General features: G+C 61.5%; 16 protein-coding genes, 4 tRNA genes and 1 pseudogene. 20 read left to right on the top strand and 1 reads right to left on the bottom strand.

Translation table 11 applies throughout. The annotated features are described in order from the left end of the window. Window positions 1-10 precede the first annotated feature (10 nt). Complete coding sequence (gene leuB, locus KW568_RS21105; RefSeq protein ID WP_003247194.1) at window positions 11-1,093, top strand: 3-isopropylmalate dehydrogenase; 1,083 nt, start codon at window positions 11-13, stop codon at window positions 1,091-1,093. A gap of 63 nt (window positions 1,094-1,156) precedes the next feature. Beyond that, on the top strand, window positions 1,157-2,269 hold the full coding sequence (asd, locus tag KW568_RS21100) for an aspartate-semialdehyde dehydrogenase (RefSeq protein WP_003247195.1): 1,113 nt from the start codon (window positions 1,157-1,159) through the stop codon (window positions 2,267-2,269). A gap of 834 nt (window positions 2,270-3,103) precedes the next feature. On the opposite strand, the pseudogene KW568_RS31210 reads toward asd, so the two are convergent. Continuing rightward, window positions 3,104-3,210, bottom strand: a pseudogene (locus KW568_RS31210) (3-deoxy-7-phosphoheptulonate synthase); the annotation flags it as partial. Window positions 3,211-3,660: 450 nt separating this feature from the next. Here KW568_RS31210 and KW568_RS21090 point away from each other — a divergent pair. From KW568_RS21090 to KW568_RS21005, 18 genes are all read left to right on the top strand, one after another. Then, the gene (locus tag KW568_RS21090) at window positions 3,661-4,665 is read left to right on the top strand and encodes an aspartate-semialdehyde dehydrogenase (RefSeq protein ID WP_004574881.1); all 1,005 of its coding nucleotides are present in this window, start codon (window positions 3,661-3,663) and stop codon (window positions 4,663-4,665) included. A gap of 71 nt (window positions 4,666-4,736) precedes the next feature. Continuing rightward, window positions 4,737-7,472, top strand: a complete 2,736-nt coding sequence (locus tag KW568_RS21085; RefSeq protein ID WP_004574883.1) for a FimV/HubP family polar landmark protein — start codon at window positions 4,737-4,739, stop codon at window positions 7,470-7,472. A 137-nt stretch (window positions 7,473-7,609) separates the two neighbouring features. Further along, window positions 7,610-8,470 carry a tRNA pseudouridine(38-40) synthase TruA gene (gene truA / locus KW568_RS21080; RefSeq protein WP_033726402.1) on the top strand — a complete coding sequence of 287 codons (861 nt, stop codon included), beginning with the start codon at window positions 7,610-7,612 and terminating at the stop codon, window positions 8,468-8,470. Window positions 8,471-8,531: 61 nt separating this feature from the next. After that, window positions 8,532-9,152, top strand: coding sequence for a phosphoribosylanthranilate isomerase (locus tag KW568_RS21075; protein WP_003247201.1), 621 nt, complete (start codon window positions 8,532-8,534; stop codon window positions 9,150-9,152). A gap of 220 nt (window positions 9,153-9,372) precedes the next feature. Beyond that, window positions 9,373-10,266 (top strand): acetyl-CoA carboxylase, carboxyltransferase subunit beta, encoded by an 894-nt coding sequence (gene accD, locus KW568_RS21070; protein WP_004574892.1) that lies wholly within the window; start codon window positions 9,373-9,375, stop codon window positions 10,264-10,266. After that, a complete protein-coding gene (gene folC, locus KW568_RS21065; RefSeq protein ID WP_259536679.1) occupies window positions 10,266-11,573 on the top strand; it encodes a bifunctional tetrahydrofolate synthase/dihydrofolate synthase in 1,308 nt (435 codons plus the stop codon). Before accD ends, folC begins: the two co-directional genes overlap by 1 nt. Next, window positions 11,557-12,201 carry an SPOR domain-containing protein gene (locus KW568_RS21060; protein ID WP_004574895.1) on the top strand — a complete coding sequence of 215 codons (645 nt, stop codon included), beginning with the start codon at window positions 11,557-11,559 and terminating at the stop codon, window positions 12,199-12,201. Before folC ends, KW568_RS21060 begins: the two co-directional genes overlap by 17 nt. 199 nt (window positions 12,202-12,400) lie before the next feature. Then, the gene (locus tag KW568_RS21055; RefSeq protein WP_003247206.1) at window positions 12,401-12,958 is read left to right on the top strand and encodes a CvpA family protein; all 558 of its coding nucleotides are present in this window, start codon (window positions 12,401-12,403) and stop codon (window positions 12,956-12,958) included. A gap of 42 nt (window positions 12,959-13,000) precedes the next feature. Further along, complete coding sequence (gene purF / locus KW568_RS21050) at window positions 13,001-14,506, top strand: amidophosphoribosyltransferase (RefSeq protein WP_004574897.1); 1,506 nt, start codon at window positions 13,001-13,003, stop codon at window positions 14,504-14,506. 16 nt (window positions 14,507-14,522) lie between these two features. Beyond that, window positions 14,523-15,734 (top strand): O-succinylhomoserine sulfhydrylase, encoded by a 1,212-nt coding sequence (locus KW568_RS21045; RefSeq protein ID WP_004574899.1) that lies wholly within the window; start codon window positions 14,523-14,525, stop codon window positions 15,732-15,734. Continuing rightward, window positions 15,731-16,504 carry an SDR family oxidoreductase gene (locus KW568_RS21040; protein ID WP_003247209.1) on the top strand — a complete coding sequence of 258 codons (774 nt, stop codon included), beginning with the start codon at window positions 15,731-15,733 and terminating at the stop codon, window positions 16,502-16,504. The genes KW568_RS21045 and KW568_RS21040 overlap by 4 nt, the downstream gene beginning before the upstream one ends. 219 nt (window positions 16,505-16,723) lie before the next feature. After that, a tRNA-Val gene (locus tag KW568_RS21035) sits at window positions 16,724-16,799 on the top strand. Between the two features lie 65 nt (window positions 16,800-16,864). Then, window positions 16,865-16,941: transfer RNA gene (locus KW568_RS21030), tRNA-Asp, on the top strand. A gap of 99 nt (window positions 16,942-17,040) precedes the next feature. After that, window positions 17,041-17,117, top strand: a tRNA-Asp gene (locus tag KW568_RS21025). 141 nt (window positions 17,118-17,258) lie between these two features. Beyond that, window positions 17,259-17,335: transfer RNA gene (locus KW568_RS21020), tRNA-Asp, on the top strand. 200 nt (window positions 17,336-17,535) lie between these two features. Next, window positions 17,536-18,360: a DUF2242 domain-containing protein gene (locus KW568_RS21015; protein ID WP_004574902.1), complete on the top strand. Its 825-nt coding sequence runs from the start codon at window positions 17,536-17,538 to the stop codon at window positions 18,358-18,360. A 217-nt stretch (window positions 18,361-18,577) separates the two neighbouring features. Further along, window positions 18,578-18,979, top strand: a complete 402-nt coding sequence (locus KW568_RS21010; RefSeq protein ID WP_004574903.1) for a hypothetical protein — start codon at window positions 18,578-18,580, stop codon at window positions 18,977-18,979. 103 nt (window positions 18,980-19,082) lie between these two features. Then, a complete protein-coding gene (locus KW568_RS21005; RefSeq protein WP_259536675.1) occupies window positions 19,083-20,678 on the top strand; it encodes a triacylglycerol lipase in 1,596 nt (531 codons plus the stop codon). Window positions 20,679-20,855: the final 177 nt, after the last annotated feature.

The raw sequence follows: 20,855 nt of genomic DNA, 5'->3' as shown, positions 1-20,855 counted from the left end.
AGAGGAAAGCATGAGCAAGCAGATTCTGATTCTCCCAGGTGACGGTATCGGCCCGGAAATCATGGCCGAGGCAGTCAAGGTACTGGAGCTGGCCAACGACAAGTTCCAGCTCGGCTTCAGCCTGGCGCACGACGTGATTGGCGGTGCCGCCATCGACAAGCACGGTGTGCCGCTGGCCGACGAAACCCTGGAGCGTGCGCGCAAGGCCGATGCGGTGCTGCTGGGGGCTGTGGGCGGGCCGAAGTGGGACAAGATCGAGCGAGACATTCGCCCAGAGCGCGGCCTGCTGAAGATCCGTTCGCAACTGGGCCTGTTCGCCAACCTGCGACCAGCCATCCTTTACCCGCAACTGGCCGATGCCTCGTCGCTGAAGCCGGAAATCGTATCGGGCCTGGACATCCTCATCGTCCGTGAGCTGACCGGCGGCATCTACTTCGGTGCCCCGCGTGGTCAGCGCGAGCTGGAAGGCGGCGAACGCCAGGCCTACGACACCCTGCCGTACAGCGAAAGCGAAGTGCGCCGCATTGCCCGTGTCGGTTTCGACATGGCCCGTGTGCGCGGCAAGAAGCTGTGCTCGGTCGACAAGGCCAACGTTCTGGCCTCCAGCCAGCTGTGGCGTGAAGTGGTCGAAGACGTGGCCAAGGACTACCCGGACGTGGAACTGAGCCACATGTACGTCGACAACGCTGCCATGCAGCTGGTGCGTGCCCCCAAACAGTTCGACGTGATGGTGACCGACAACATGTTCGGTGACATTCTGTCGGATGAAGCTTCCATGTTGACCGGTTCCATCGGCATGCTGCCTTCGGCGTCTCTGGATGCCGACAACAAAGGCATGTACGAGCCTTGCCACGGCTCGGCACCGGACATCGCGGGCCTTGGTATCGCCAACCCACTGGCGACCATTCTGTCGGTGTCGATGATGTTGCGTTACAGCTTCAATCAGTCGGCTGCCGCCGAGGCGATCGAGAAGGCCGTGAGCCTGGTTCTGGACCAGGGGCTGCGTACCGGCGACATCTTCTCGGAAGGCTGCCGCAAAGTTGGTACGCAGGAAATGGGCGACGCAGTAGTCGCAGCGCTGCGGAATCTGTAATCTCTCTGGCCCGCCCCCCAAAATTCCCGGTGGCGGCCCACTTTTAGCAAAGGTGTAGTTGCGATGAAACGTGTAGGTCTGATCGGTTGGCGCGGTATGGTCGGTTCCGTGCTCATGCAGCGGATGCTGGAGGAGCAGGATTTCGACCTTATCGAGCCGGTGTTCTTCACTACCTCCAATGTTGGTGGCCAGGGTCCGAACGTGGGCAAGGATACAGCGCCCCTCAAGGACGCTTATTCGATTGAAGAACTCAAGACCCTCGACGTGATCCTGACCTGCCAGGGCGGCGACTACACCAACGAGGTCTTCCCCAAGCTGCGTGAAGCCGGCTGGCAGGGTTACTGGATCGACGCCGCTTCGTCCCTGCGCATGCAGGATGACGCGGTGATCATCCTTGACCCGGTCAACCGCAAGGTCATCGACCAGCAGCTGGACGCCGGTACCAAGAACTACATCGGTGGCAACTGCACTGTCAGCCTGATGCTGATGGGCCTGGGTGGCCTGTTCGAGGCCGGTCTGGTCGAGTGGATGAGCGCCATGACCTACCAGGCGGCTTCGGGTGCCGGCGCGCAGAACATGCGCGAGCTGATCAAGCAGATGGGTGCTACCCACGCGGCAGTGGCCGATGACCTGGCCAACCCGGCCAGCGCCATTCTCGATATCGACCGCAAGGTTGCCGAGACCATGCGCAGCGAAGCGTTCCCGACCGAGAACTTCGGCGTGCCGCTGGCGGGCAGCCTGATCCCGTGGATCGACAAGGAACTGCCGAACGGTCAGAGCCGCGAAGAGTGGAAGGCCCAGGCCGAAACCAACAAGATCCTCGGTCGCTTCAAGAGCCCGATCCCGGTCGACGGCATCTGCGTGCGCATTGGCGCCATGCGCTGCCACAGCCAGGCGCTGACCATCAAGCTGAACAAGGACGTGCCGATCGCCGACATCGAAGGCATGATCAGCCAGCACAACCCTTGGGTGAAGCTGGTGCCGAACCAGCGTGAAATCAGCATGCAGGAGCTGACCCCGACCAAGGTCACCGGCACCCTGAACATCCCGGTTGGTCGCCTGCGCAAGCTGAACATGGGTTCGCAGTACCTGGGCGCGTTCACCGTGGGTGACCAGCTGCTGTGGGGCGCCGCCGAACCGCTGCGCCGCATGTTGCGGATTCTGCTGGAGCGTTGATCGTTCAGGCTTTACCTGAAAAATACCGCACTGGTGACAGTGCGGTATTTTTTTATGCCTGAAGGTTTGCATTTGAGTCGCGGGCCTAATCGCCGGATAAGTCATACCGCTGTTTAATGGCGAAATGTCTGCTCTGACAGAGTCGTTGCCGTTGCCGTTGCCGTTGCCGTTGCTTTTGCTTCTAAGTGCGCGGTAGTTCAGGCGATGCGGATTGCGACTTCAGGAGGCCGAGCGCAGGGCTTGCGGAGGGAGGTGACGGGCATGGATGCCCGTCAAGCGCTGGGCCCCAGGATGGGGCCTGCAGCGCGGTCCTCCCGGGAGCAAGCCCGGAGCGAGGGGACCCCGGAGCGCAGCGCAGGGGCCGGATGATGGGAGCCGACGGCTTTGGTTACTTTGGCCACGACCAAAGTAACCCGCCGGAAGGGCGGAAAGGTGAATAGGCGCCAACATCGTGAATGAATGTCTGCTTGATGTGTAAGCGTACAACCCAAAAGCTCAAAAGCTTAAGCGCCGGTTTTGATCGGGCGTACAGTCCGTTTGCGATGGCGACGCCGACTCACCTTTCCGCCCTTACGGCGGGTCCCTTTTTGTCGTGGCAAAAAGGGACCAAAAACCGTCGGCTCCCATCATCCGGCCCCTACGCTGCGCTCCGGGGTCCCCTCGCTCCGGCCTTGCTCCCGGGAGCACGCGCTGCAGGCCCCATCCATGGGGCCTCAGCGCTTGACGGGCATCCATGCCCGTCATCTCCCTCCGCAATGCCTCCACTCGGCCTCCTGAAGTCGCAATCTGCGTCGCCAGAACTACCGCGCGTTTAGAAGCAAGATCAAAAGCGAACTCGGTGATCGGCCGGCACCGCCGATGCATTCGGTGAGGTTCTGCCTGGTCATCTGGATAAGGATATCGCCGGCATGGCTGCCCTCGGCCTGGTGTACCTGGAAGAACGCCGTTGCTCTTGCTTTGGCTTTTGCTTCTAAGTGCGCGTTAGTTCAGGCGACGCAGATTGCGACTTCAGGAGGCCGAGCGCAGGGCTTGCGGAGGGAGGTGACGGGCATGGATGCCCGTCAAGCGCTGGGCCCCAGGATGGGGCCTGCAGCGCGGTCCTCCCGGGAGCTAGCCCGGAGCGAGGGGACCCCGGAGCGTAGCGTAGGGGCCGGATGATGGGAGCCGACGGTTTTGGTTACTTTGGCCACGACCAAAGTAACCCGCCGGAAGGGCGGAAAGGTGACGATGCGCCACCTGCGCGAATGAATACCTACTCGGTGTGAGTGCGCACATCCAAGAAGCAAGACGCAATCGAGCAACAGCAACAGCAGCGCCGGGTGGGCACAGACAAAACCCTACAATCCGAGTAAAGTGCCGCCCCCGCCGTTTACAGCAAAAGGATCCCTTCCATGACACACCCTTTGGATATCGCCGTCGTCGGCGCCACCGGCAGCGTCGGTGAAGCCTTGGTGCAGATCCTCGAGGAACTGGCATTCCCGGTTGCCACCCTGCACCTGCTGGCCAGCATGGAATCGGCGGGCAGCAGCGTGATGTTCGCTGGCAAGAAACTGAAGGTGCGCGAAGTCGACAGCTTCGACTTCGCCCAGGTCAAGCTGGCCTTCTTCGCCACCGGCGCCGCCGTCAGCCGCAGCTTTGCCAGCAAGGCGCTGCAGGCGGGCTGCACGGTCATCGACCTGTCCGGCGGCCTGGACGACGCCCTGGCCCTGGTGCCGGAAGCCAACGCCGAACGCCTGGCCAGCCTGTCGTTGCCAGCGCGCATTGTCAGCCCATGCTCGGCCGCAGTAGCCCTGGCCGTCGCGCTGGCGCCGCTCAAAGGCCTGCTGGACATCGAGCGGGTACAAGTGATGGCCGCGTTGGCGGTGTCGGCGCAAGGCCGTGAAGCGGTCAGCGAGCTGGCCCGGCAAACCGCCGAACTGCTCAATGCCCGCCCGCTGGAGCCGCGCTTCTTCGACCGCCAGGTGGCATTCAACCTGCTGGCCCAGGTCGGTGCTGCCGACGAGCAGGGCCATACCGCCCTGGAGCGCCGCCTGGTCAGCGAACTGCGCGTGCTGCTGGGCCTGCCTGACCTGAAGATTTCCGTGAGCTGTGTTCAAGTCCCGGTGTTTTTCGGCGATAGCTTCAGTGTGGCCGTGCAAAGCCGTCGCCCGGTAGACCTGGCAGCGGTCAACCAGGCCCTGGAGGCAGCCGACAGCATCGAGCGGGTGGAAAACGATGATTATCCGACCCCGGTAGGTGACGCAGTGGGCCAAGACGTGGTCTATGTTGGACGTGTACGTCACGGTGTCGATGAAGACCAGCAACTCAACCTCTGGCTAACCACTGACAATGTGCGCAAAGGCGCCGCGCTCAATGCCGTGCAAGTGGCGCAATTGTTGATTAAACACATGCCGTAAAAGATACTGGCGAGCACTTTTGTCCTGCTCCGCATGCAGGTTTCGGGACGATTCATACAAGGGAAGAGGTCATGCTTCGAATTCGCAAACTGGTTCTGGCCATGGCTGCAGCATCCGCGCTGTCGTCTGGCATGGCGAATGCGCTGGGCCTGGGGGAGCTGACCCTGAAGTCGGCACAGAATCAGCCGCTGGACGCCGAGATCGAATTGCTCGACGTGCGCGACCTCAAAGCCGCCGAGGTGGCGCCGAGCCTGGCGCCACCGGAAGAGTTCAGCAAGGCCGGGGTGGCGTTTCCGACCTACCTCGAAGACCTGACCTTCACACCGGTGATCAACCCCAACGGCAAAAGTGTGCTGCGCGTGACGTCCAGTCAGCCGCTGCCAGGTCCGGTGGTCAAGTTCCTGGTGCAGGTGATGTGGCCGCAGGGCCGTCTGCTGCGTGACTATAGTGTGCTGCTCGACCAGGCCAAGGCGCAGGGCGACAAGCCGGCGGCAGGCAATGTCACACCGGCCATGACCGGTGCCAGCAACTACACCACCCAGCGTCGCGACACCTTGTGGCAGATTGCCGCGCGTAACGCCCAGGGTGGGTCGATCCAGCAGACCATGATCGCGATCCAGGCATTGAACCCGGACGCCTTCATCGGCAACAACATCAACCAGCTGAAGGTTGGCCAGGTACTGCGCCTGCCCGACCAGCAGCAGATCCAGAGCATCGCCCAGGGCGAAGCGAACCGCGAGGTGGCCGAGCAGTATGCGGCCTGGCGTGAAGGCCGTCGCCTGGGGCCGCGTGCCCGCCAGCTGGATGCCACCCGCCGTGGCGCCGCCGAAGCTGCGCCGTCGCGTATCGCCCAGGGCGACAACCTGCGCCTGGTCAGCCCGGGCAAGCAGGCCGGTGCAGGCCAGGCCAAGGCGTTGAATGACGAGCTGGCCATGGCCCAGGAAAGCCTGGACACCAGCCGTCGCGACAACGAAGAACTGAAAAGCCGCATGGCCGACCTGCAGAGCCAGCTGGACAAGCTGCAGCGCCTGATCGAGCTGAAGAACAACCAGTTGGCACGCCTGGAAGGCCAGGGCGCAGACGCGTCGGCAGCGGCTGCCGCTACTCCGGAGCAGCCCGTGGTCAATCCGGCACCTGCTGCTGCCGATACCGCACCCAAGCCTGTGCCGGACGCCCAGCCAGCATCCGTCAGCCAGCCGAAGGGTACGCTCGATTCGGTCCTGGGCAACCCGTGGCTTTTGGGGGTGATTGCCGGTTCCAGCATTCTGGTGCTGGCACTGCTGCTGTGGCTGCTGGCGCGCAAGCGCAAAGCCCAGCAAGAAGCCGAGAAGCACCTGCGCATGGCGCGGGCGCTGGAAGAAGAGCAGGGCGCAGGTTTCGACAGCGATACCGAGAGCTTCGACGGCGTCGAAGCCCGGGAGCCTGGCGTAACCCTGTCGCCGGCTGTGGTTGCCGCTTCGGCTGCTGCTGCCGTCGCTGCGGAAAAAGTGGCAGAACCGGTCGCTGAGGCAGAACCCGAGCCTGAGCCGCAAGCAGACCCGCACGCCGCGCTGCTGGCGCAAGTTGACCAATGCCTGGCCGAAGGCCGCCTTAATCGTGCTGCCGAGCTGCTGGAGCCCGCCGTGGCCGCCGCGCCGGAGCGTGACGACCTGCGCCTGAAGCTGATGGACGTGTACGCCCGTCAGGGTGACCAGAGCGCGTTCGCTGAACAGGAGCGTCAGTTGCCGGCCAGCGAGCAGAACGTTGCTGAAGTCGCCAGCCTGAAAGAGCGTTACCCCGCCATGCTCGGCCTGGCTGCTGCCGGCCTGGGTGCGGCGGCGCTGGCTGCCGAAATGGATGAGCAGTACGTGCAAGAGCTGCTGCACGATGAGCCCGAAGCGCCGGTGGTTGCCGATGTGGTGCCTGACGAGTTGTCCGGGTTCGAGCCGCACGTGGAGGCTGAGCCAGAGGCTGTCGCGCAAGCAGAGCCTGACGCTGAGCTGGACGCCTTCGATGAAGTGCCAACGCTCGATGCAACGGACCTGGCCGAGCAGGATCTGGACAGCGCCTTCGACCTGAGCCTGGGTGAAGACCTGGCCGATCAAGACCCGCTGGCCGCGTCCGTGCTGGACGAGCCGATCGCACAGGGGGGCGTACCCGACGAGCTGGTAATCGCTGAGCCTGTGCTGGATGAGCCCGTACAGGAAGAAGCTCCGCCAGAAGAACAGCCCTTTGCCGTGGATGCCGAGCTGCAAGCCGACGCCGACGCTGATTTCGAGGCTATGCTGGCTCAGGCCGAGCCTCAGCCTGCCGTGGACCTGTCTGATTTCGACCTCGACGTCAGCGAGCCGGTTGCCCCGGCTGCCCCGGAGGCGCTGGAGCAAGATCCACTGGATGTCGCGTCCGAACTGGCTGCCTTCGACAGCGAGCCGGAGTTTGACCCGGTCTCCGAGTTCGACCTGCCATCGGACTTCGACTTGTCCCTGTCGCTGGAAGACGATTCGCCGGCCGCCAAGAGCTTTGCCTCGGAGCTCAATGACGTCAACGCCGAGCTGGACAAGCTGTCGCAGAGCCTCGAAACGCCATCGCTGGAGCCGCACTTCACCAGCGAAGACGCGGTGGCGCAGCCCGAGCCCGAGCCTTTGGACGACCTGGACTTCGACTTCTTCTCCGGCAGTGACGAAGTCGCCACCAAGCTCGACCTGGCCCGTGCCTATATCGACATGGGTGACAGCCAGGGCGCGCGTGACATCCTCGACGAAGTGGTCAAGGATGGCGACGACAGCCAGCGTCAGGAAGCCGAGGACATGCTCTCCCGGCTGGTCTGATGCAAGCAGGTCAGGCCTCTTGGCGGGCTGACCGCGCCCGCGAAGAGGCCCGCACATGCAGTGTGCAACCACCGGCAGCCCTACGAGGCTGCCGTTGTCGTTATAATCCCCGCCATTCCGTACACCCCACAGGTTTCATGCTCTTGGACATCATCGACACCGCTACCGCCGAATCCGCGGCCGAAGGCTACTCCCGCATCGCCCTGGGCGTGGAATACAAAGGCGCGCGCTACCGCGGCTGGCAACGTCAGGCCAGCGGCGTGCCGAGTGTCCAGCAAGCCCTGGAGCAAGCGCTGTCCAAGGTCGCCAACGAGCCGATTTCGGTGGTCTGCGCCGGGCGTACCGACGCCGGCGTTCACGGCTGCGGGCAGGTCGTGCACTTCGATACCCGTGCCGTGCGTGACGAGCGCGCCTGGACCATGGGCACCAACTTCAACCTGCCGCACGACATCAGTGTGGTCTGGTCGCGGCCAATGCCGGCCGACTTTCATGCCCGCTTCAAGGCTTGCGCCCGGCGCTACCGCTACGTCATCTACAACGACCCGATTCGCCCGGCGCACCTGGCCGAAGAGGTGACCTGGAACCACCGTCCGCTGGACGTCGATCGCATGGCCGAGGCGGCGCAGTTCCTGCTGGGTACCCACGACTTCAGCGCCTTCCGTGCCAGCCAGTGTCAGGCCAAATCACCGATCAAGCACATCTACCACCTGCGTGTTACCCGCCATGGCCAGATGATCGTGCTGGACGTGCGTGCCACCGCCTTCCTGCACCACATGGTGCGTAACATTGCCGGTGTGCTGATGGCCATCGGCGCCGGCGAGCGTCCGGTTGCCTGGGCGCGCGAGGTGCTGGAAGGGCGCAACCGCCGTGAAGGTGGGGTAACGGCCCACCCATACGGGCTTTACCTGGTGCAGGTGGAGTACCCCGAAGCGTTTGCGTTGCCCAAGCGTTACATCGGTCCACACTTTTTGAGTGGTTACGAGGCGTTGGCAGACTGACGAGCGAAAAGCCATTTGCTAACATCCGCCCTTTCGCCGCAACAATCAGGGTTCTTGTTCCATGAGCAATGTTCGCAGCAAGATCTGCGGGATTACCCGCATCGAAGACGCACTGGCCGCTGCCGAAGCGGGGGCCGATGCCATCGGCTTCGTCTTCTATGCCAAGAGCCCGCGGGCGGTGGACGTGCGCCAGGCGCGGGCGATCATTGCCGAGCTGCCGCCGTTCGTGACCACGGTCGGGCTGTTCGTCAATGCCTCGCGCTGTGAGCTGAACGAGATCCTCGAAGTGGTTCCGCTGGACCTGCTACAGTTTCACGGCGATGAAACCCCGCAGGACTGTGAAGGCTACCACCGCCCCTGGATCAAGGCCCTGCGTGTGCGCCCTGGCGATGACCTGGAGGCGGCCTGTCAGCGTTACGCGGGTGCCCGCGGCATTTTGTTGGACACCTATGTGCCAGGCGTGCCAGGGGGAACCGGCGAGGCGTTCGACTGGTCATTGGTACCGGCGCGTCTTGGCAAGCCGATCATTCTCGCGGGTGGGCTGTCGGCCGATAACGTTGGCCAGGCCATTGCCCGGGTAAAGCCTTATGCGGTGGATGTCAGTGGTGGCGTCGAACAGGCCAAGGGCATCAAGGACGCGGCGAAGATCGAGGCCTTCATGCGTGCGGTGAAACAGGCTTGATGGCAGATGTGACGGCTGGCTGCGCGCCATCGTCCATAGCTTTCGCAGCCCTGCGGGCCGCTGCCAGCACCTGTGGTGGCAAACAACACATTAGCGGTGGAGTGGCGCGCTGGAAACCCCGGCGGCCGGTCCACCATCGTTTCATAAAAGATTTTGAGCTCAAGGGCAGGGTAGGGCCGGTGACGCCGTCCCCCGCCTGCCAATACTGGAGAAAGAAAGCATGAGCAACTGGTTAGTCGACAAACTGATCCCTTCGATCATGCGTTCCGAGGTGAAAAAGAGCTCGGTGCCTGAGGGCCTGTGGCACAAGTGCCCGTCCTGCGAGGCCGTGCTGTATCGTCCGGAGCTGGAAAAGACCCTGGATGTCTGCCCCAAGTGCAATCACCACATGCGCATCGGCGCACGTGCGCGCATCGACATCTTCCTTGACGCCGAAGGCCGGGCCGAACTGGGCGCTGACCTGGAACCGGTAGACCGCCTGAAGTTCCGTGATGGCAAGAAGTACAAGGACCGCCTGACCGCTGCGCAGAAGCAGACTGGCGAAAAAGACGCGCTGATCTCCATGAGCGGCACCCTGATGGGCATGCCGATCGTGGTTAGCGCCTTCGAGTTCTCGTTCATGGGCGGCTCCATGGGTGCCATCGTCGGCGAGCGCTTCGTCCGCGCGGCCAACTATGCCCTGGAAAACCGCTGCCCAATGGTTTGCTTCTCCGCTTCGGGGGGGGCGCGCATGCAGGAAGCGCTGATCTCGCTGATGCAGATGGCCAAGACCTCTGCCGTGCTGGCGCGCCTGCGCGAAGAAGGCATCCCGTTCATCTCGGTCCTGACCGACCCGGTGTATGGCGGTGTTTCCGCCAGCCTGGCCATGCTCGGCGACGTCATCGTCGGTGAGCCGAAGGCCCTGATCGGTTTCGCCGGCCCACGCGTGATCGAGCAGACCGTACGCGAGAAGCTGCCTGAAGGCTTCCAGCGCAGTGAGTTCCTGCTGGAGCACGGTGCCATCGACCTGATCATCTCCCGTGGCGAATTGCGCCCGCGTCTGGCCCGCCTGCTGGCGCAGATGACCGGTCAGCAAACGCCGGAAGAAGCGCGTGAGGCGGCTGCCGTCGCGTGATGAAACAACGATCCCTGGGCGAATGGCTCGCCTACCTCGAGCAGTTGCACCCCTCGGCCATCGACATGGGCCTGGAGCGGTCGCAGAAGGTGCTTGCCCGCTTGGCGCTGGGCAAGCTGGCGCCGCGCGTGGTGACAGTGACCGGCACCAACGGCAAGGGTTCGACCTGCGCCTTTGTGGCGTCGTTGCTGCGTGCCCAGGGGCTCAAGGTCGGTGTGTACAGTTCGCCGCACCTGCTACGTTACAACGAGCGGGTGGTGATCGATGGCCAAGAGGCCAGCGATGAGCGCCTGTGCGAAGCCTTCGCCGCCGTCGAGGCGGCGCGGGGCGATATTTCCCTGACCTACTTCGAGATGGGGACGTTGGCCGCGTTCTGGTTGTTCTACCAGTCGCAGCTGGATGCGGTGGTGCTGGAGGTGGGCCTGGGTGGCCGCCTGGATACCGTCAACGTAGTGGATGCCGACTTCGCCCTGGTGACCAGCATCGGTGTCGACCATGTTGATTACCTGGGTGATACCCGCGAGCTGGTGGCCTTCGAGAAGGCTGGCATCTTCCGCCCGGGCAAGCCGGCCCTGTGCGGTGATCTGGATCCGCCCGGGCCGTTGCTGGACAAGGCCGCCGAACTGGCCGCGCCACTGTTCCTGCGTGGTCGGGAATTCGACCTGACCAGCGCCGAAGGCTGCTGGAGCTGGCGTGGTACTGCCGCCGATGGTGCGCAGGTCGAGCTGCGTGACCTGCCTTTGCTAGACCTGCCCATGGAAAACGCCACGCCGGCCTTGCAGGCTTACCTGCTGATGGGGCTGCCGTGGGACGCGGTGCAAGTTCGCCAGGCGTTGCTGGATACCCGTATCACTGGGCGTCTCGACCTCCGTCTGTTGAACTGGCAGGGTAAGCCGGTAGCGTTGCTGCTGGATGTCGGGCATAACCCGCATGCGGCGCAGTACCTGGCCAGGCGCCTGGCGGCCCGGCCGCTCAAGGGGCGCCGCCTCGCGGTGTTTGGCCTGCTCGCCGACAAGGATCTGGAGGGCGTTATCGCGCCGCTGCAGGGCCTCATCGACGACTGGGCGGTGGCGCCGCTGGATACCCCGCGCAGTCGCCCGGCCGCAGAACTGGCCTCGTCCTTGGCGAACCTCGGTGCCACGGTGAAGTCTTATGCCAGCGTCGACGCCGCCCTTGAAGGGCAATGTGCGCAGGCGACGGCGGATGATCAGATCCTGCTGTTCGGTTCGTTTTTCTGTGTCGCCCAGGCGCTGGAATGGCTGGAGCGGCACGCCCAGGAGGGTGGAATAGATGGCTGTGCTGGATAAAGGGATGAAACAGCGCATGGTGGGTGCGCTGGTGCTGGTGGCGCTGGCGGTTATCTTCCTGCCGATGCTGTTTACCCGCGAGGACGAGATGCGCCAGGTGCACGTCGAAGCCCCGCAGGCACCGGCCATGCCCAGCCTACCGGAAGTGAAGGTGGAGCCGGTTGCCGTGCCGGAGCCACAGGTTATTGCGCAGGAGGTGCAGCCGGCGCCGGTGGTGATCGACGAGGCCACTGCGCCGGCGAGTACGCCCAGCCAGCCAATCACCCCGTCGCCGCAGACCCAGGCGCAGGTTCAACCGCCCAAGCCGCAGGCACCCGCGCCCAAGGTGGAGGCCAAGGCTGCTGCAACACCAGCGCCTGCCGCGCCATCGAAGATCGACGCCAATGGCCTGCCCGTCAGTTGGTCGATCCAGCTGGCCAGCCTGTCCAACCGCGCCGGTGCCGAAAAGCTGCAGCAAACCCTGCGTAGCCAGGGTTACAACGCCTATATCCGTACGGCGGGTGGCATGAACCGCGTGTACGTGGGGCCGTTGATCGAGCGCGCCGAAGCCGAGCGCGTGCGTGACGCCATCAACCGTCAGAACAGCCTCAAGGGCTTTGTGGTGCGCTTCCAGCCTGAGCGCAGCTGATTCCCCGGGGGGCGGCCATGCCGCCCATTCGCGGGTGAGCCCGTTCCTGCAGGTACTGCGCCGCTGCAAGGCTCAGCCAGAACCAGTTGGGGGCGGGTTTGCCTGCCAATGGCCCAACACCAATCCAGCTGACATTCCGCTTACTCCCGGCCCGCCGCTCTGGTAAAATGCGCCGCCTCAAACGTCTGCAGGCAGCACCGTGGCATTTACCTTGGTTGATTGGGCGATCATCGCGATCATCGCCGTCTCCACACTGATCAGTCTCAAGCGCGGCTTCGTCAAGGAGGCCTTGTCCTTGCTCATCTGGATCATTGCCGGTGCGGTTGCCTGGATGTTCGGCGGTTCGCTCTCGGTGTATCTTGAGAGCTATATCCAGACGCCATCGATGCGCGTCATCGCTGGCTGCGCCATTCTTTTCGTCGCCACCTTGCTGGTGGGGGCCATGGTCAACTTCCTTGTCGGTGAGCTGATCCGCGTGACCGGGCTGTCCGGCACCGATCGTTTCCTGGGCATGGCCTTCGGTGCTGCGCGCGGGGCCTTGCTGGTAGTGGTGGCCATAGGCCTGATCAGCCTGGGGCCGGTTCAACAAGACACCTGGTGGCAGGAATCACGCCTGATACCACAATTTCTCTTGGTCGCCGACTGGTCGAAAAACCTGATTCTGGGTTTCACCGGCCAATGGACGCCCAGTGGGCTGATCAGCACTCCGGCTGATCTTCCGTTCAAGGAACAGTTGCTCGGGCCGTCCAAGCCCTGAGCGCTATTCACTCAAGTTTCATCAAAGTAGGGGTTGCGTCGCATGTGTGGCATCGTCGGTATCGTCGGTAAGTCGAACGTCAATCAGGCGCTGTATGACGCGCTTACGGTCCTCCAGCACCGCGGCCAGGACGCTGCCGGTATCGTGACCAGCCATGACGGCCGGTTGTTCCTGCGCAAGGATAATGGCCTGGTGCGCGACGTGTTCCAGCAGCGCCACATGCAGCGCCTGGTAGGCAACATCGGCATCGGCCACGTGCGCTACCCCACTGCGGGCAGCTCGACCTCGGCCGAGGCCCAGCCGTTCTACGTCAACTCGCCTTACGGCATCACCCTGGCTCACAACGGCAACCTGACCAACGTCGAGCAGTTGGCCAAGGAGATCTACGAGTCCGACCTGCGCCACGTCAACACCAACTCCGACTCGGAAGTGCTGCTGAACGTGTTCGCCCATGAACTGGCGGTGCGCGGCAAGTTGCAGCCGACCGAAGAAGACGTGTTCGCTGCGGTCTCCCATGTGCACAGCCGCTGCGTTGGCGGTTACGCCGTGGTGGCCATGATCACCGGCTACGGCATCGTCGGTTTCCGCGACCCCCACGGCATTCGCCCGGTGGTGTTCGGTCAGCGTCACACCGACGAAGGTGTGGAGTACATGATCGCGTCGGAAAGCGTCGCCCTGGACGTGCTCGGCTTCACCCTGATCCGCGACCTGGCACCGGGCGAAGCGGTGTACATCACCGAAGAAGGCCAGCTGTTCACCAAGCAATGCGCCGAAGCGCCGAAGCTGCAGCCGTGCATCTTCGAGCACGTCTACCTGGCGCGCCCGGACTCGATCATCGATGGGGTCTCGGTGTACAAGGCGCGTCTGCGCATGGGTGAAAAGCTGGCCGACAAGATCATGCGCGAGCGCCCCGATCATGATATCGACGTGGTCATCCCGATCCCGGATACCAGTCGCACTGCCGCGCTGGAACTGGCCAACCGGCTGGGCGTCAAGTTCCGCGAAGGTTTCGTCAAGAACCGTTACATCGGCCGTACCTTCATCATGCCCGGCCAGGCCGCGCGCAAGAAGTCGGTGCGTCAGAAGCTCAACGCCATCGAGCTGGAGTTCCGCGGCAAGAATGTGATGCTGGTGGACGACTCGATCGTGCGCGGCACCACCTGCAAGCAGATCATCCAGATGGCCCGCGAAGCTGGCGCCAAGAATGTCTACTTCTGCTCCGCGGCCCCTGCAGTACGCTACCCCAACGTCTACGGCATCGACATGCCGAGTGTTCACGAACTGATCGCCCACAACCGCACCACCGAACAGGTGGGTGAGTTGATTGGCGCCGACTGGCTGGTCTATCAGGACCTGCCAGACCTGATCGACTCGGTCGGCGGCGGCAAGATCAAGATCGAGCAGTTCGATTGCGCGGTGTTCAACGGCGAATACGTCACTGGCGATATCGACGAAGCCTACCTCGACCGCATCGAGCAGGCCCGTAATGACCTGGCCAAGGTCAAGAACCAGGCCGTCAGCGCGATCATCGACCTTTACAACAACTGATTTTGGGAGCGACGGCATGACGGATCAATGGGATGCCGGGCGACTGGACAGTGACCTCGAGGGTGTCGGTTTCGACACCCTGGCGGTTCGCGCTGGTCAAAACCGTACCCCGGAAGGTGAGCACAGCGAAGCGCTGTTCCTGACCTCCAGCTATGTGTTCCGCACGGCAGCCGATGCTGCTGCGCGCTTTGCCGGCGAAACGCCGGGCAACGTCTATTCGCGCTACACCAACCCATCGGTGCGTGCCTTCGAGGAGCGCCTGGCGGCCATGGAAGGTGCCGAACAGGCCGTGGGTACGTCCACCGGCATGGCGGCGATCCTGGCCGTGGTCATGTCGCTGTGCAGTGCCGGTGACCATGTGCTGGTGTCGCAGAGCGTATTCGGCTCCACCATCAGCCTGTTCGAGAAGTACTTCAAGCGCTTTGGTCTACAGGTGGACTACGTGCCACTGGTCGACCTCACCGGTTGGGAAAAGGCCATCAAGGCCAACACCAAGCTGCTGATCGTCGAATCGCCTTCCAACCCGCTGGCCGAGTTGGTCGATATCACTGCGCTCAGCGAAATCGCCCATGCTCAGGGTGCCATGCTGGTGGTGGACAACTGTTTCAGTACCCCGGCGTTGCAGCAGCCGCTGAAGCTGGGTGCCGACATTGTGTTCCACTCGGCCACCAAGTTCATCGACGGCCAGGGCCGCTGCATGGGCGGTGTGGTTGCCGGCCGTGCCGAGCAAATGAAAGAAGTGGTGGGTTTCCTGCGAACCGCAGGTCCAACCCTCAGCCCGTTCAACGCCTGGATCTTCACCAAGGGCCTGGAAACGCTGCGCCTGCGTATGCGTGCACACTGCGAAAGCGCTCAGGCCCTGGCCGAATGGCTGGAGCAGCAGGACGGCGTGGAAAAGGTGCATTACGCCGGCCTGCCCAGCCACCCGCAGCACGAACTGGCCAAGCGCCAGATGAGCGGTTTTGGTGCAGTGGTCAGCTTCGAGGTCAAGGGTGGCAAAGAGGGCGCGTGGCGTTTCATCGACGCTACCCGTGTGATTTCCATCACTACCAACCTGGGTGACAGCAAAACCACCATCGCTCATCCGGCGACCACCTCACACGGTCGCCTGTCGCCGCAGGAGCGTGAAGCGGCGGGTATCCGCGACAGCCTGATCCGCGTTGCCGTGGGCCTGGAAGACGTGGCCGACCTGCAGGCTGACCTGGCGCGCGGGCTGGCGGCATTGTGATCGAAATCAGCGGCAGCACCCCGGGCCACAATGGCCGGGTAGCCTTGGTCACGGGCGCGGCCCGCGGCATCGGTCTTGGCATTGCCGCATGGCTGATCTGCGAAGGCTGGCAAGTGGTACTGAGTGATCTGGACCGCCAGCGTGGTACCAAAGCGGCCAAGGCGTTGGGCGACAACGCCTGGTTCATCACCATGGACGTTGCCGACGAGGCCCAGGTCAGTGCCGGCGTGTCCGAAGTGCTCGGGCAGTTCGGCCGGCTGGACGCGCTGGTGTGCAATGCGGCCATTGCCAACCCGCACAACCAGACGCTGGAAAGCCTGAGCCTGGCCCAATGGAACCGGGTGCTGGCGGTCAACCTCAGCGGCCCCATGCTGCTGGCCAAGCATTGTGCGCCGTACCTGCGTGCGCACAATGGGGCGATCGTCAACCTGACCTCTACCCGTGCTCGGCAGTCCGAACCCGACACCGAGGCTTACGCAGCAAGCAAGGGCGGCCTGGTGGCTTTGACCCATGCCCTGGCCATGAGCCTGGGCCCGGAGATTCGCGTCAATGCGGTGAGCCCGGGTTGGATCGATGCCCGTGATCCGTCGCAGCGCCGTGCCGAGCCGTTGAGCGAAGCTGACCATGCCCAGCACCCAACGGGCAGGGTAGGGACCGTGGAAGATGTCGCGGCCATGGTTGCCTGGTTGCTGTCACGCCAGGCGGCATTTGTCACCGGCCAGGAGTTTGTGGTCGATGGCGGCATGACCCGCAAGATGATCTATAGCTGAGCACCTTGTTTAAACTGTGCCGGCCTCTTCGCGGGTAAACCCGCTCCTACAACGGTTAATGTCCGACTGTAGGAGCGGGTTTACCCGCGAAGAGGCCGGCACAGGCAATAACCTCACGTTGCCTTTTTGAAAAAAATTCAATGGGGCTATTGACTTAGCTTCGCCACCTGCGTAAATTTCGCGGCCTCAGCGAAGCAAACGCAACAAGCAACATCGCGAGGGTGATTAGCTCAGCCGGGAGAGCATCTGCCTTACAAGCAGAGGGTCGGCGGTTCGATCCCGTCATCACCCACCACTTCCTGAGATGTTCCTGGAGCATCGGATTCGCAAGAAGCCGATAGCCAGAGAGGAACGCACTGCGCAGCGGTAGTTCAGTCGGTTAGAATACCGGCCTGTCACGCCGGGGGTCGCGGGTTCGAGTCCCGTCCGCTGCGCCATTTTTCAGTAACAGATGGGTGCCTGGCACCGGTCTGAAGCCACAAGGCACACGCCTTGGGCTGATCCCAGTTTCAATCGGGCGCAAGCCTGAACGATACGCAGCGGTAGTTCAGTCGGTTAGAATACCGGCCTGTCACGCCGGGGGTCGCGGGTTCGAGTCCCGTCCGCTGCGCCATCTTCGTTTCAAGGTCCCTAGAACACCTTGAAGCAAACACAAGAGAAGCGATCGCGTTATCGCTTTTTTTGTGCCTGCCCAGAGGCCATCGCGCCGGAAGGGTAGACCCAGGTTTCAATCGGGCGCAAGCCTGAATGATACGCAGCGGTAGTTCAGTCGGTTAGAATACCGGCCTGTCACGCCGGGGGTCGCGGGTTCGAGTCCCGTCCGCTGCGCCATCTTCGCTTTAAGGCCCCATGAACGCCTTGAAGCAACGTTAAAGCGACCTTCGGGTCGCTTTTTTCGTTGGTGCGCCTGGCAAGTGCCTGCCTTTACCCAGATTTACACCAGCCTGACAGATTCTTCACCGACCAGCGGTTCCTGTGCCTGCCTGCTGTGTTGCACAATAGGCACTTTCCCGACATACCCGGAATTCGCAATGACCAGATCTTCCGTCTTTGGTGCGCTCGGGCTGGCCCTGGTGCTGGCGGGCGTGACCGGTTGTTCCTCGAAAAAAGCGGCCGTCTACGAGCACGAGAACTTCGATGACTCGGGTACCTTCTCGCGCAGCTTTCCGGTGAGCGATGCTGGCTCTTGCGAGGCCGCCCGGCGTGCTTTGCTTAGCCAGGGATACATCATCACCAGCAGCGGCGCCAACCAGGTGGTGGGTAACAAGAGCTTTCAGCAAAACAGCGAGAACCACCTGCAGATCAGCTTCAATGTCACCTGTGCGCCGGACGTGAGCGACGATCAGCGCTCGACCATGTTCGCCAACGCCCTCCAGGACCGCTATGCGCTGAAAAAGTCCAACACCTCCGCCAGCCTGGGCGTGGGGGTGCTGGGTTCGGTGTCGATGCCGATCGGCTCCAGTGACGACTCGATGGTCAAGGTGGCCAGTGAGACGGTGACCGCAGCGCAGTTCTATGACCGCTATTTCGCCTTGGTGGAGAGCTACCTGCCCAAGCCGAAAAAAGTGAGCAAGGCCAAGGTCGAAGAGCCAGCGCCGAAGGTTGAAAAACCGGCGGCTGACCTTGGGCTTCCGGAGCAAGCGGCGGCAAACCCGGTGGCGCCGGCCCCGGCAGCTGCACCGTTGGTTGAGGCGACGCCTGCACCTGCGGGGGTAGCCCCGGCCAGCGAGGCGGCAGCGGCGCCGGTGCTGGATGACAGCCAAGGTTCGCAGCCTGTGGCCCCGCCGGCGGAAGCTGCACCCATTCAGGTGCAGCAGGATGCCCAGCCGGTCGAGGCCGCCGCCCCCTCCCTTTGATGGGTCGCCTGAACCGGCCTTTTTGCCGGCAGCCCGCGAAAGGGACGGTTCAGGCTGTAAACATCCCCTGTTACAGACGCCCCGCGATAACTTCCTGAACACCTGCTACGTTTACCACTCGTAGGTTCTGGAGCCTTGCTAACTGTTAAGTGAATTTTTTCTTCGCGCAATCAATAATTTAAGTGTTCTAACTATTTTCGACACCTGACGGCCGGCGATGCGAACCATCCGTGACCGCTTTGAGGGCAAGGATCGCAACATCGTCTACTACGAAGAAGCCGAGGAAACGGAAATCGACCCGGCGGATGCGGTCTGTTTCGTGGACGAGTTCGATGAGGCGTTCCACGCGATGTCCAAAAGCCTGGCTCCAACTGACAGCGCCAAGTTCTACCTGAACAACGGCATGGTCAAGTTGGCCAAAGGCAAGGCTGCTGATTACGACGCAATGGCTCGACGAGCGCAATTCTGGCACCGCATGCAGCGCGATCTAACCGGTACCGATCTGCGCTCCTACATCCGCCATCATTCGATCAGCAACGCCGAGCACGAACAGATCCTGGCATCGATGAAGGACAAAGCTGCAACACAAACTTTGGCGATCTCGGATCTATTTGCTTAACTCATCAAAGGCTACCTCTCATGAGGTCGCCTTTTTTTTAGGTCGCTGACGTGATTCTATCTTGAGCTAAGCTCTCAGACTTAGCCCGCATGGATTGGTGGTCATGGACAAAAAATTAAAGGCTTTGATAACTGATCTGGCACGATTAAAGATTGAGGTCGACCTACGGGCTGTCAGCGGTAGGCCTGATCCAATGTATTTAATCCAGAAGCAGGGATATCAAAATAAGTTCATTCAACTTTCGGAGTTGGTCGGGGGACTTCCTGAAAAACTTCGAGAGGAAATAAAGAAACTCCAGCGTAAGGCTCCAAAGGCAGCAACGGCTGAAAAAGAAAATCGAGCGGCTATCGGCAGCATCCCAGGAGGCTTTATGTCTAGGCATATTGTTATCGTTCACGGGTGGAGCGATGATGGAAATTCATTTCGAAAACTGGCGGCCGAAATAGCAAAATGGTCTCAAAGACCGCCAATACAAATTAATATTGCTGACTGGATATCTCTTCAGGACAATGTAACCTACGCCGATATTGCCGTAGCCATGCAGCGTGCATGGTTAAAACACAAGCTGCCAACTGAGCCTAGGTCAGTCGATGTGGTGACACATAGTACTGGCGCGTTGGTAGTTCGTGACTGGATGACCCGTTTCTATCAAAGTGATACCGTGCCAATCCTTCATTTCCTGATGCTAGCACCGGCGAATTTCGGCTCCCCTCTTGCCCACAAAGGTCGATCATTCCTCGGTCGCGCCATCAAAGGCTGGGGTAAATTTAAAGGGCAGACTGGTACCGAAATTCTAAAGGGGCTGGAACTGGGTTCGCCCTACACCGCTGAGCTCGCCAAGAAAGACCTATTCTCAACAGCCACTTGGTATGGTGCTGGCAAGATCCTCGCTACTGTACTAGTAGGGAATGTTGGGTATGACGGCGTCCAGGCCATCGCGAATGAGGACGGTGGTGACGGAACGGTACGAATTAGCACGGCTAACCTGAACTGCGCTTTGTTACAACTGTCATTGAATTCGGAGCAACAGGTTGAAAACGAAGGTTGGAAACTCATCGAATCCAAAGGTGATATCGCGTTCGGTATTGTTGATCATGAGAATCACAGTACCATCGCTTTAAAAGATGGTGGAGCTAAAAACCCGAATACGCTTGCCTTAATAAAACGCGCCCTGACGGTGAATGACCAGGAGTTTCCAGAAAATAACAATAAATTTTCTTGGCAAGATGAGATTCACACCTTCGACCCATTCGTGGAGGATCGATCGCCTCGGTACCTGAACCTTGTTACCCATGCAAGCGATAATTTTGCACATGACATCACGGATTACTTCATAGAGATGTATAGGAAAACAAATACGGATAAGAAATTCGAAAAAGAAATTTATGAAGATGTTTTTAGTGCCGTTCATGCTTATGAGGACAATAGTGCGTATAGATCGCTTTATATATCCATCAAAGACTTAACGGCCATCATAGAAAAGTACACAGTTGATACTCTTTATCTAAGTATATCGGCCGCGCCGGTCTTCGAGCCTCCGAGGATACCTGTCGGCTACACGAGTATCGACGCGGCTACCACTGATGGACTACCTATTGCGGGAAATCAGGTTCAGAAGTTTTTCAAGGCGCATCGTACTCTTATTGCAGAGGTGGTCTTAAAGAGGCAGGTTGACGATGCGGTGTTTAAGTTAAAATAACTATTTGGCAACGGCGGTTCCGTACAGAGGCATGCACCATGGCGAAGCGTGTATGGATTATCGAAGGTTGGCAAAGCACCACCAACATCTTTTCGCAGGAAGTGCCGTGCAGCCAGCTCCCAGAGGGGCGGGTGGGGGACCTTCTCAAATTCCTGGTGGCCAAACATGGCCTGTCGG

Origin of the sequence: Pseudomonas sp. HD6515 (assembly GCF_024971855.1) — a bacterium.
Classification (GTDB): Bacteria; Pseudomonadota; Gammaproteobacteria; order Pseudomonadales; family Pseudomonadaceae; genus Aquipseudomonas; species Aquipseudomonas alloputida.
Note: the sequence above shows the minus strand (reverse complement) of the source record. Positions and strands in the feature narration are given on the sequence as shown.

Coding starts and splice junctions, on each gene's coding strand:
- leuB (WP_003247194.1), top strand. CDS start 11: ATGAGCAAGCAGATTCTGATTCTCCCAGGTGACGGTATCGGCCCGGAA.
- asd (WP_003247195.1), top strand. CDS start 1,157: ATGAAACGTGTAGGTCTGATCGGTTGGCGCGGTATGGTCGGTTCCGTG.
- KW568_RS21090 (WP_004574881.1), top strand. CDS start 3,661: ATGACACACCCTTTGGATATCGCCGTCGTCGGCGCCACCGGCAGCGTC.
- KW568_RS21085 (WP_004574883.1), top strand. CDS start 4,737: ATGCTTCGAATTCGCAAACTGGTTCTGGCCATGGCTGCAGCATCCGCG.
- truA (WP_033726402.1), top strand. CDS start 7,610: ATGCTCTTGGACATCATCGACACCGCTACCGCCGAATCCGCGGCCGAA.
- KW568_RS21075 (WP_003247201.1), top strand. CDS start 8,532: ATGAGCAATGTTCGCAGCAAGATCTGCGGGATTACCCGCATCGAAGAC.
- accD (WP_004574892.1), top strand. CDS start 9,373: ATGAGCAACTGGTTAGTCGACAAACTGATCCCTTCGATCATGCGTTCC.
- folC (WP_259536679.1), top strand. CDS start 10,266: ATGAAACAACGATCCCTGGGCGAATGGCTCGCCTACCTCGAGCAGTTG.
- KW568_RS21060 (WP_004574895.1), top strand. CDS start 11,557: ATGGCTGTGCTGGATAAAGGGATGAAACAGCGCATGGTGGGTGCGCTG.
- purF (WP_004574897.1), top strand. CDS start 13,001: ATGTGTGGCATCGTCGGTATCGTCGGTAAGTCGAACGTCAATCAGGCG.
- KW568_RS21045 (WP_004574899.1), top strand. CDS start 14,523: ATGACGGATCAATGGGATGCCGGGCGACTGGACAGTGACCTCGAGGGT.
- KW568_RS21015 (WP_004574902.1), top strand. CDS start 17,536: ATGACCAGATCTTCCGTCTTTGGTGCGCTCGGGCTGGCCCTGGTGCTG.
- KW568_RS21010 (WP_004574903.1), top strand. CDS start 18,578: ATGCGAACCATCCGTGACCGCTTTGAGGGCAAGGATCGCAACATCGTC.
- KW568_RS21005 (WP_259536675.1), top strand. CDS start 19,083: ATGGACAAAAAATTAAAGGCTTTGATAACTGATCTGGCACGATTAAAG.